The 11,643-nt window shown below is 55.1% G+C and carries 8 protein-coding genes; 5 read left to right on the plus strand and 3 right to left on the minus strand.

Features of this window, described 5'->3' with window-relative positions:
• Window positions 1–481: 481 nt before the first annotated feature.
• Window positions 482–1,414 (minus strand): L-lactate dehydrogenase, encoded by a 933-nt coding sequence (locus ACSQ3Z_RS37120; protein WP_436176009.1) that lies wholly within the window; start codon window positions 1,412–1,414, stop codon window positions 482–484.
• A gap of 492 nt (window positions 1,415–1,906) precedes the next feature.
• Here ACSQ3Z_RS37120 and gltS point away from each other — a divergent pair, with 492 nt between their 5' ends.
• Entirely contained in the window at window positions 1,907–3,121 is a 1,215-nt protein-coding gene (gene gltS, locus ACSQ3Z_RS37125; protein WP_436176010.1) for a sodium/glutamate symporter, read from the plus strand.
• Between the two features lie 436 nt (window positions 3,122–3,557).
• On the opposite strand, the gene ACSQ3Z_RS37130 is transcribed toward gltS, so the two are convergent.
• Window positions 3,558–3,896 (minus strand): hypothetical protein, encoded by a 339-nt coding sequence (locus tag ACSQ3Z_RS37130; protein WP_436176011.1) that lies wholly within the window; start codon window positions 3,894–3,896, stop codon window positions 3,558–3,560.
• A 686-nt stretch (window positions 3,897–4,582) separates the two neighbouring features.
• Here ACSQ3Z_RS37130 and ACSQ3Z_RS37135 point away from each other — a divergent pair.
• Both ACSQ3Z_RS37135 and ACSQ3Z_RS37140 read left to right on the plus strand, forming a co-directional pair.
• A complete protein-coding gene (locus tag ACSQ3Z_RS37135) occupies window positions 4,583–5,920 on the plus strand; it encodes a site-specific DNA-methyltransferase (RefSeq protein WP_436176012.1) in 1,338 nt (445 codons plus the stop codon).
• The gene (locus tag ACSQ3Z_RS37140; protein WP_436176013.1) at window positions 5,920–6,960 is read left to right on the plus strand and encodes a DUF5681 domain-containing protein; all 1,041 of its coding nucleotides are present in this window, start codon (window positions 5,920–5,922) and stop codon (window positions 6,958–6,960) included. Before ACSQ3Z_RS37135 ends, ACSQ3Z_RS37140 begins: the two co-directional genes overlap by 1 nt.
• Window positions 6,961–7,099: 139 nt before the next feature.
• Here ACSQ3Z_RS37140 and ACSQ3Z_RS37145 read toward each other — a convergent pair whose 3' ends face one another.
• Complete coding sequence (locus tag ACSQ3Z_RS37145) at window positions 7,100–7,309, minus strand: hypothetical protein (protein ID WP_436176014.1); 210 nt, start codon at window positions 7,307–7,309, stop codon at window positions 7,100–7,102.
• A gap of 85 nt (window positions 7,310–7,394) precedes the next feature.
• Here ACSQ3Z_RS37145 and ACSQ3Z_RS37150 point away from each other — a divergent pair, with 85 nt between their 5' ends.
• Together ACSQ3Z_RS37150 and ACSQ3Z_RS37155 are read left to right on the plus strand one after the other, a co-directional pair.
• Entirely contained in the window at window positions 7,395–7,826 is a 432-nt protein-coding gene (locus ACSQ3Z_RS37150; protein WP_436176015.1) for a hypothetical protein, read from the plus strand.
• A 1,313-nt stretch (window positions 7,827–9,139) separates the two neighbouring features.
• Window positions 9,140–11,643, plus strand: a 2,504-nt coding sequence (locus tag ACSQ3Z_RS37155; RefSeq protein ID WP_436176016.1) for a hypothetical protein, incomplete at its 3' end; no start/stop codon positions are given.

An 11,643-nucleotide genomic window follows, 5' to 3' on the forward strand; every position in this document is an offset into this window, starting at 1 on the left:
TGCCAGGAACTGCTGCTCGCTGAGCGACATAACTTTCTCCCAATTTTGCTCACCAGCCAGCCCGCCGGCCTGATTGATAACCTGGTCAAGGCCAAGCTCGTCGAGCACTCGGACAATCCGATCATCCAACCGCTTTTTACTTCTGAATGTACGAGCATCTCGCGCAGTACCCGATGGCAGATAGGACCCGTTGCGGCAGAAACATGACCTCATCAGGACGAATGATGCGTCCGGCGTCATGTGTGGGAATGCCAGCGGTCGCTCTGAACAGCGCCGCGCCCGGCGCGTGAGTGGCTCCGGTAACTAACACGCAGGCCCCAAATGGGATCGATACGGAGGGCGGAGAAACTCCAGCCGATTTGAGGACCGACTAGCCGGGAAAGATCGGTCCTGCCTACAACTCGGCGCCGAGCGCCTTCGGCGTCAACCCTCAAATTCGATCGGCTCTGATGGCAAATCAGGCCGGCCTCCGATTTCTAGGCTAGAGGGGAACCGAATCGAACAGTCCCCGCAAAATCGAAGCGCTTCGGTGGAGCGCCGCGCGCTCCTGTGCATCGAGTTCAGGATAAAGATCTGCGGTCACCCCTTCGCGCCCCACGACCCGAGGAATTGACAGCGCAACACCCTGAACCCCCTCCGTGTACTCGGTAACGATCGAAACAGAGAAGACCGCCTGCTCATCTTGCCTTATCGCGCCGATGAGCCGAGCGAGGCCGGCTGCGATGCCGTAGTAGGTGGATCCCTTTCCCCGGATAATTGTATAGGCAGCATTTCTGGTCCTGTCGTCGATCTCTGCTCGGACTAAGTCTGTGATCGGGGCTCCGACCTGTGTAGCGAAGGTCGCAATCGGAACCGCTCCTGCGCGGGCGCTGGACCAAGCCAGTACCTGGCTGTCGCCATGTTCTCCCAGCACATATGCGTGGATGGAGCGAGGCGAGACGTGGAGATGCGCTCCCAGCAAACTGCGAAACCGAGCTGAATCAAGGATGGTGCCTGATCCAATCACGCGGCCTGCCGGCAGGCCTGAAATCACCTGGGCGATCTGGGTCATTATGTCGACCGGGTTCGATGCGATCAAAAGGATCACATCGGGACAAACGCGCATGATTTCGCCGATGATATCGCGGAAGATTGCCGCGTTCCGCCCGAGAAGGTCAGTCCTTGTCTCGCCGGGGCGCTGCGCGGACCCCGCTGCAATGATGACTATTCCAGCATTTCGAAGCCGGTCGTAGTCGCCGCTCGTAATCGACATGCCCGAGGCAAACGGAAGGGCATGGGCGATATCCATAGCGTGTGCCTCGGCCAAAGCCGCATCCAAATCAACCAGCACAACCTCACTAGCCACCCCGCGAAGGCCAAGAGCATATGCAGCCGCACTGCCCACCATCCCAGCTCCGACAATGCCGACTTTCATCTTTTTTCCTCCTGTGCGGAACCCGGCCTATTCTAGACCATCGCTAGAAGACGCCAAATGGTCGTAGCGATAGTGACATTGTACGGAAGGTTCCCTTGGCTTGGAACCAAGATAGGGCCCAGTGGCACGCAAGCCGGCTCTTGTGTGACGGGTTCATGCTATAGCCACCTCCGAAGCGCGATGGTCCGCCAGCCGCAGGATCGCCTCCACGCGGGCGAAGCCCAAATCCCGTAGTGGGCCATGGTACGTCTGCCATGTCTCACCATAACCCGGATCCGTGTGCGGATCGTGCCAATCAGCCACAGAACGAGATCCGGATCTTTAGCCGTTCTCAAGCGGGATAGATCATCGTCGGGCAGACGGATGGTGCTTCGTTGCGACAGCCCTCGGTAACTACAGCTTACTGGCCTGTCTGAGGGTTTTGTCCGAGGGCGCTAACAAAACGTTGGCGATCGGATACAGTGGCTTCACTGCGGAGTGCAAGAGGATGGCATGCCGGAGACCACGGCGAACTTCGTCGCGCCAGACTTCCTGGCCCTTACAATTGGCATCGTCGTGTTCTTCGTAGGCGTACTGATCACGCAGCGCGTGTCGTTCCTCCGCACTTACAACATTCCCGAACCGGTCACTGGCGGCTTTGTCGCCGCCTTGGCCTTCTGGGCGGTGTACGAGGTCTTCGGCCTGCAGATCGGCTTTGAATTGACGACCCGCGACCGACTGCTGGTGATTTTTTTCGCCACCGTCGGAGTGAACGCACGCGTAGCCGATTTGGTCGCCGGTGGGCGGGTGCTGGCAATGCTCTGCCTGATCACCGTCGTCTTTGTGTTCCTGCAAGACGGCGTCGGTACGATAGGGGCGGTGGCGTTCGGTCTGCCGCCGTCGGCGGGGGTGGTGATCGGCTCGGTCTCGCTGATCGGTGGACACGGCACCGTAGTCGCTTGGGGGCCGACGATCGCTGCCGATCACGGGTTTCCTGCCGCCCTCTCGATGGGCATCACTGTCGCAACACTCGGTCTGATCATCGCCAGCCTGTTAGGAGGACCGATCGCGAAGTTCCTGATCGAGCGCAACAGTCTGGCGCCATTGGTCGAAGATTCGCCGCCCAGGGACCTGCCACCGGAGGCTGACGCAGTGCCCATCGACAAAATGGGGATCATGCGTGCAATGCTCGTTGTCAACGTCGCTGTCATCCTCGGCTATCTGGTGCACAGCTGGATCACGAGCCTGGGCTCGATCAAGCTGCCGCTCTTCGTGCCCTGCCTGATCATGGGCATCGTTCTGTCCAATACGGTGCCGATCCTCTTGCCGCGGCTCAACTGGCCGGCGCACACGGCCTCCCTTGAGCTGATCTCCAGCTACGCGCTGTCGATCTTTCTTGCGATGTCGCTCATGAGCATGCAGCTGTGGACGCTGGCAGGCGTCGCAGGGCCGCTGCTCGTCATCGTGGCCGTGCAGACGGTAGTGGCAGCAGCCTATATCGCCTTGGTGGTCTTCCCGACGCTCGGCCGAGACTATCAGGCGGCGGTCTTGTCTGGAGGGTTCACCGGGCTGTCGCTCGGCTCGACGCCTACCGCGATAGCCTCCATGTCGGCTATCACCCGGCAGTACGGGCCGGCACCGAACGCCTTCATAATCCTGCCGCTCGTTTCTGCCTTCTTTGTCGATTTGGTCAACATGGCAGCAATCACCCTCTTCTTGCGACTCTGACTAACGACCGATCACTGAGATGGGCTGTTCGCAATTCCTCGCGCTCGTCTGCGTGACGAGCGGCGTACCGACCTTCGCCACCCCAATAGATTCCTTCCACCCTTTTGGGTTTTCAGGTCTCTTATCGGGACCAAACTTCGACAATAGGTAAGAGGGGCAAAAGTCGTTGCGATCAGTTGGATGCGCAGCGGCTGCTGACTAGGTTTGGCAAGTATTGGACGTGTGAAGCCTCGGTGACGCCGAGCCGATCGCCGAGATAGTCCCAAAACGAGAGCCGGAGCTTTTGGCAGGCTTTCATTAGGCCCAGGAAGGTATCACGACAGGCGCGTCCTGCCTGTGAGCGGGTTCCGCCGGAATCTTGCGCCGGATCACCTGGCATCGGATGTCGTTCTCGGAGCCGTTGGCATGCAGGGGAATTTCGGGCCGACAATAGCTACTAACTTGTTGATGTTGCTGGTACGCCCAAGGGGAATCGAACCCCTGTTCCCGCCGTGAGAGGGCAGACTTTTGCAAGTGTTTCATGTCGCGCCCATGTCGCATGGACCTGCCGACAGCTGCTGTAAGCCATTGAAAATAAACGATAGCCATTTGCAACACGTTGCGACATAAAAAGAACAGAGGTGGCATTTAAGCCTTTGATTTTGTTGGTGAACCGAGCAGTCACTGGCGAACCAGTCTCCATTTGATATTCCCTGATAACAGGCAAAAAACAGGGTATTTGCGTGAAATGCCGCGCTCTGGCGGGCAGGCGCTCAATATTGAGCAGCGATTTCACGTACTTAGCGACATATTCCCTGCGCAGGCCATCTGGGAATTCGACCAGATATTCGCGGTTTCCCGTGAATTAACAGGGAAATCCGTTGCCGTTATGTGGGATGCGATTGCCGTTAGCTGGGATCGAATTGTCGATATCCGGGAATGCGCTGGCGTTCTGTGGGACCCGAATGCGCGCTACCGATTTCGAGTTGAGCTTGAGCGGGAACGAAATGCTCCTACCCGGAAATGCATTGTCATCAATGTGAGAGGCGATTGTCGAATTGCGAACATGGACGGCGAGACCCACTCCCGGTCGACCCACCACCGGTCCGCTGCATGCCTGGTCGATCTTTCTGGGTATAGGAACGGTGACCTGACTTTGGAAAAATCTCGGCGCCAGAACTGCGAATCACTGCCGTCCGATTTGGCTTCTTGTCATGTTTTCCAGCCATCTTAGGGTCAGAACAGCGAGCACATTGGCTGATTAATGAGTGCAATTATTGCACTCATTCAAAACGCCAAATCCTAAAACGGCTCTAAAACGGTCTTTGAACGGGGTTTGAACGGTCGAAGCTACCGAGCGTCTCGCAGTTATTGTAAGTGAACAGTTTTTTGAACGTAACCTGTTGATTTCTTCGTCGATGTTCATCCATCGTTCTGCACCTGACGCGCCTTGAGATCTTGCCGCGCGCTTGGAGAGACACGATGAACATCGCAATTCCCAAAGTCGAAATGCAGCCTGTCTCGGCTCTTAGACCCTACACAGGCAACGCTCGAACACATTCCAAAAAGCAGATCCGGCAAATCGCCGAAAGCATTTCGCGCTTCGGCTTCACCAATCCGGTCCTGGTCAGCGACACCGGTGAAATCATCGCCGGTCATGGCCGGGTTATGGCCGCTAAAGAGTTGGGTATTGCCAGTGTCCCGACGCTGAGACTTTCCCATCTCAGTGTCGAGGAGCGCCGCGCCTACGTTCTGGCCGACAACAAGCTTGCGTTGAACGCTGGTTGGGACACGGAGATCTTGGCGATCGAGTTGCAGGCACTGATCGATATTGAATTCGATCTAACGCTGACCGGCTTCTCGCTCGCTGAAACCGACCTAACGCTCGACCAGGCGAAAGAGGCTTCTGCGGCCGCGAATGATGCTGCCGATTTCATTCCGGAACTACCAGGCGAGGCGGTCTCGAAGCAGGGCGATATCTGGCTGCTCGGTCGGCATCGGTTGCTCTGCGGTGACGCCCGATCAAGCGACGACGTCGCTCGCCTAATGAGAGGCGAGACCGCGGATCTGATATTCACAGACCCACCATACAACGTCGCTATCGACGGCAATGTCGGCGGCCTTGGCTCGGTCAAACACCGCGAGTTTGCGTTTGCCTCCGGCGAAATGAGCCAATCCGAATTTACCGAGTTCCTGACGGTGACGCTGTCAAACGCCTCGCAAATTGCCAAGGACGGTGCAATCGCGTTTGTCTGCATGGACTGGCGCCATATGCGTGAGCTTATCGATGCGGGGCAGGCGGCATTCAGCGAACTCAAAAACCTATGTGTTTGGAACAAGTCGAACGGGGGCATGGGCAGCTTCTATCGCTCGAAGCATGAGTTGGTGTTCGTCTTCAAAATTGGCACTGCTCCGCACACCAACAGCTTTGGCCTTGGCGAGACAGGTCGATACCGCACGAATGTCTGGGACTATGCCGGCATCAGCAGCCTGGGCGCCAATCGCTTGGACGAACTCGCAATGCACCCAACCGTAAAGCCAGTCGCGTTGGTGGCCGACGCTATCAAGGACTGTTCGCGGCGCAACGAGATCGTGCTCGATCTGTTTGGCGGATCTGGCAGTACGCTGATTGCCGCCGAGAGCTGCGGACGGCAAGCCAGGCTCATCGAATACGATCCGGCCTATTGCGACACCATCATTGCGCGCTGGCAAACGTATACGGGAAAAAGTGCCACGCTCGCCGCCACGGGCCTGTCATTCGATTCTGTCGCTGAGGAACGGCATGACACCGGCAGCTCATCCGCCAGAAGGAAGCGCTGATGTCCGCGGAACATGACGATGAAAAGCAAAAGCGGCTCAACAACGACACAGTCGCCAGCATTCGAAACGAAGTCGTCTCAGGCGTCGGATACGGTCAGCCACCTCGGCAAACCCGCTTCAAGACGGGGCAGTCGGGTAATCCTCGCGGTCGTCCGCGGGGGTCGCCGGTAGGCCTTTCTCTCTCTGACCAACCGGTTCTCGCGGCCGCTCTGCGGGCAGGGAGAAAGAAGATCAGAGTCCGCGAGGGAGAACGGGTCAAGGAGGTGTCTGCCCATGAAGCGCTGCTCGACGCTATCATAACATATGGTCTTAAAGGCAACGCCCGATATGCAGGACTTGGTGTCGACCTGCTGCGGACAGCCGAGCAGGCGCATGCTTGGGAAGTCGCCGAAAAAATAGAGTTTTGGACTGCCTACAAGGAAACGTTTTCAGAGCAGATCGCTCACGCCCGCCGCAACGGCCTGCCCGAGCCTGTGGTCTATCCCCACCCTGAGGACATTCTGATCAGCGGCAAAGACGGACCGAAGTTTCTTGGACCATGGGACGAGGCGCAAAACAAACAGGTCCTTCATTCGGTCAAGACCTGCGAAGTTCTTCTCATGCAGGACGAACTCGATCGACGCTGCGACACACACCTGGACGGGTCTCCAGTCAAAGAGCCGGGGACCGCGCTCTACATGTTCAACGCTCTCAACGAGAGCCTCCCTCCGCGCTTCAAGCTTTCGGACAGCGCTATATTCCGACTGCAAATGCGTCTTGAGGGCATGACGAAGCGTGAGCTGCTGAAACAGCTCTATGCTGATTGGCGCAAACTTGGAAAACCGAAATCGCGAGGCTTTATCTCAGGTAACATGACCACGGTGGTGCCCATGTTTGCCGCTATGCAGGAGTTCGCGCTCAAAGTGGCATCAGGGGCGATCGATATCGCCGATGCATCGTTGCAAGAAATCGCCGACACTATCCAAAATAATGCCGCCGAGCGGGTGCCCCACTTCAGGGCATTAGTCAGTTCGATGCTGAGAAGCGGGAGTCACGTCTGACGCGTAAATCACGGCAGTATCGATCTGCGGTACTGATCTGCGTTTGGAATCTCCCCCACGGGGTGACCAGGCTTTCAATCGAACTCCGAGCAGGATGGGCAGCGTTCAGGCACCACACGGGTGTTGGCGACACCTAGGTTCAATAGATCAATCCCCTCAGCTCTGGTCTGATCAACTCAACATCCGCGCGGCTTTCGCGGGCCAGGCGCCATTTGCGATAGATCTGTTCAGGACGGCAGACGAAGCCCATGCTCGGGACATTCTTCAGCGCAATGAGCTTTGGCGTACAAGAATGCGGCGGCCGCTCGGCTTGCAGAGGCAAAGCAGAGAGGTGAACCTGAGCCCCCATTTCTGCCGCATCCAGACGACATCGTGATCGGTTCCGAAACCGGGCCGCAATTCCGCGGTCCGGTGACAATGACGAGCAGAAGGCGTTGGAACACCTCTTGCAGTTGCGCGAAATCCTGATCATGCAGGACGCACTCGATCGGCGATCGAGTTTCAGACCGGACGGAACCCCGTTCAATGATCCGGGTGGTGCTATGGTTTTGGCCATTTTTACTGAGAGGGGAGTTCCACCGCGGCTTCGGCTTTCGCACTTTGAGTCGTTTCGCAAGCAATCCAAATATCAGGCTACGCCGAAGCGACCTTTGCTGAAATTGCTATTTAGCAGCTGGCGGAAGATTGGGTGTCCGCGCCCGCGGGGCTATCTGTCCCTCGATCTAAGAATGATCAAACAATGGTTCGAGGACATCGCAGCGCTGCGACATGAAGTGGAGGCCGGAAACCTTGACCTCGATGAAATGACGCGAGGCGAGTTCAATGAGGTCGCGCTGGACTTTCTTGCCGAGAGAGGTCTGCATTAGAAACTTGTTCAGATATCCGCGACCTTGGGTATCTGAGTTGACGATTGAAGGCATTAGACACACAGAATGTATGTTTCATCGCCGGACGGCAACAGGCATGTTAAGGAAGAATAGTACGCCGTATACTTGCCACAAAAGCCGGCCATATAGACAGCAAATCTCACATTTATACGAAACCATCTATCAGAAATACATTGGAAAACTCTCGATTGCCCGTCTGATAAGGTCGAACATCGCCGCATTACCCATGTATATTAAGAAGGTAAGATTCCGTCTGCTATTTTTTAGGGGGGCTTAACAAGCTATTTCGGATATGTTACCGATTTGCTGCGGAGGGGCACTGCGGTGGCAATCACCGCCGACCTATAAAAACGACGAGAAATCTTTGATGGTGCGGGGCGCGCCACCCTTGATGCTGTGGCTTGAAATGGCAGCGGCGTTACGGTTGAAGCGCCTGCCTTGAGGGTAAATGCGCGAGTAGCGGGGTATGCTATCGGCGTACAAGTGCGAGGGATAAGTGACAGCACCATTTCTTAAGTGTCTGAAAAAGAGATAAGCATCGAGTTGGTCGTTTCGTTGCTTAAGCGCTGGGCGAAAAGGCATAGGACAGACGCGATACGTGAGGAAATTCTGTTGCCGTATAAATGTCATATAATGTCGTTGTTCAAGCGGGTGAACTTCTCCTTCTTCGCAATGATGCTTTTTTTGAATATTTGCGAATCCGCTCAAGCGAAGGCCCACGGCAATATCGATGTATCGCCCTGTCTATCGATGATCAGAGCCTTGAAGAATGAAGTTAACTTTCGTTTCGGACTCCTATGCAAACTTCAGATCCAAGGTATAGAAATTACGTCAAACGTAAGTGTTGGTCATCACAAACGTAGAAGTTTGCTGAGATCTCACTTGTCAGATTTTGTGACGATGTTTCCTAGCAATGAGTACGTCATAGAGTCGACCAAATCAAAAGGTGTGTACAGACTTGGTATGACGTCCCAAGTTCCGGGCGGACCTAGATTTGAATATGATATGGGTGGACTGTTTTCGTCCTACGCCGTGCTCACCGAAGGCAATATATATTGGATCAGATGTAATAATGATTCAAAGAAGTTGTGCATATTCTACGCCGATATATATCAATCCGACGTAAATAATCGCTTATGCGAGATTTATGTATCAAGTCAATTCGTCATTCCTGATGATTTGTCACTATTTACTTCGATCGTGTCTGCTCTGGACGAAATGGAGAGAGACATTTCTGGCGATGGTAAAATTTCCTCAATGCTTCCAGTCTTGTGTGGGTCGGAGAATAAGCAATGACTATTTCTGAGGGTGCAGGGTTGCAGATTTCACCTAGCGAGTTTAACGCACTTAAGGCTGCAGTTGCTGCTGGTAACTATACTTTGTACCACTATCTTAAGGCTGAATATGGGTCGAGCTTATCGGCATTGTATGTTCCTGGCCCCACTGGACAAGGCGTTTTCGGAACACTTTCCCATTCCTTTTCTGAGGAGGCAATGGGAACAGAGCAATTTCTGAGTCTGCAGGAGGCTATTTCACATCAAATTGCGAGCAACGAACTTTCTTACATCGAGAGCACGTTTGTTGACGGATACTATTATCTTCCGGATATCGCCGAAACTATAAAACTCGAGATCGAGAGCTGGAGTCAACTTGGGCTTGAGCCCAATTCGTACGCGGGGCACGCATTGGCTTATGTTGTTGGCGCAAAGGTGGATGGGTCGATAGGATCTCTTTCAACCGTAATTGGAATGCTGAATAACCTAGCAGTGAGTCTGTACGAGGTATACGTTAGTGGTGATTTTATCAGATATCACGGAATAACGTACGATCCGAGTGAACTTATAGAAAGGGATGGTTATTATTTTATAATGCAAGACGGCATGCCAATTCCTATCGGAATAACAGATCAGATGGCTTTTCAGTCTTTTTCGGAAGTAATGCTGACAGCTTTTATGGAGGCAAATGCGGAAATATTTCTTGCCGACGGGAATACGGTTATTCTGCCTGACGGCACTGTTCTCGATGTCACGGCATTTCAGGCGTTCGCTCATTATGTGCTAGGTGACGAGAAGTATGATGCCGTTACTGATGCGTTAAGGCGAGATAATGACGGATTCGACTTGCCAGACCCGTCGCAATCCACGGATCCGAACAATCCAGGCGGCGCTGGTGGTGGTTCATCCGGTAGCGGCACAAGTGGTGGGAATGCAGCCAGCGGGGGTGGGACGAGTATTCACCCGCATTGGGCTCCACACAACGGCCCGATGACCCATCCTCCCATTTCGCCGCTTGTCTTGGACCTTGACGGCGACGGGGTCGAGCTCACCAGCCTAGATGGGTCGAACGTGTATTTTGATCTGGACGCCGATGGATTTGCCGAGCGCACGGGGTGGGTGACTGGCGGAGACGGCATGCTCGCCCACGATGCAAATGGAAACGGACGGATCGACGACATCAATGAGCTGTTCGGGAACGCGACCACAGACGGCTTCGCGGTGCTACGCAATTTCGATTCGAATTCGGATGGGATCATTGATTCCGCTGACGCGAGTTTTGGCGAGCTTCGGATCTGGGTTGATACGAACAGCAACGCAGTCGCAGATGCGGGGGAACTGAAGTCCTTATCAGAGATGGGAATCGTTTCCATTCAGGTCAACGCACAACAAATAAACGAGACTATTGCCGGCAACACGGTAAGCCATATCGCCTCGTACCAACGGGCGGACGGCTCCGCAGCAGAGGTGGTTGATGTCTGGTATTCCAACGATCAGATGGCGTCCCACAAAATTGTCGATGACGGTTTTTCTGTCGATCCCGATGCTGCGCTTCTGCCCGACTTGAGAGGCTGGGGCAATGTTGCGGATCTCCAGTATGCAATGTCGATGGACGTTCAACTGCGCGAAGCGGTCAAGGATCTTGTCATCAACGGGGCCGAATTGGATCCCGGTTCGTTTCGTTCGGCATTCGAAACGATACTGGCCGAATGGACCGGTACGACGGACGTTAGCCCCGATTCTCGTGGCGCCTACATGGATGCGCAGCATCTCGCTGTTCTTGAAGCATTTTATGGCATCCAGTATCAACAGCTCGCTGGAGCCAATGCAGGGACCCCGAATCCCGGCCCAAACGCTACCGCGGAGTTGGAAGCTCTTTATCAGGATCTTGTCGGGTCAATGCTGACCCATTTTGTTGCTCAGCTGGCTGTAGCCAATTTCAATCTTGGGGCAAGCACTGCCGATCTGATCGACACGCCCTGGCTAGCGCTCGGAACGCTCAACTACGACATGAATTCGGATAGCGTCGGGGGCACCGTGGATGGGGTTGCTTTGCTAGCCTCCCTGCTGTTGCCTGAAGATTTTGCCGGAAAAGTAAGCGCAATCTCGACGCTTGTCCCGTACCTGGAGGGAATTCGCATTGATTCTTTCCAAGGCGATAATTTTGCCTTCGCTTTGGCGATTACGAATGCGTTTCAGATTGCTGGTGACGAGACACTTGCGGAGTTTGCAGGAAGCATTGCTGCCGCCACGGCCCACACACTGGTGGGTGGCGCCGGAGACGACACGCTCAATGGCAGCGCCGGCAATGACATGCTGACCGGTGCCGCCGGCAACGACGTCCTCAACGGCGGCACTGGCAGCGACTACTATATGTTCAATTCGGGCGACGGCAGCGACACTGTCAACGAAAGCAGTGGTGCCGACACCCTGGTGCTTGGCGCCGGGCAGACCGCCGCCAACGTGATTTTCAGGGTCTCCGGCAGCGACCTGCTGATCAGCGACGGCACCAGCGGCGACCA

It is taken from the genome of Mesorhizobium sp. LjNodule214 (genome assembly GCF_964252735.1).
In the GTDB taxonomy this organism is placed as follows: Bacteria; Pseudomonadota; Alphaproteobacteria; order Rhizobiales; family Rhizobiaceae; genus Mesorhizobium.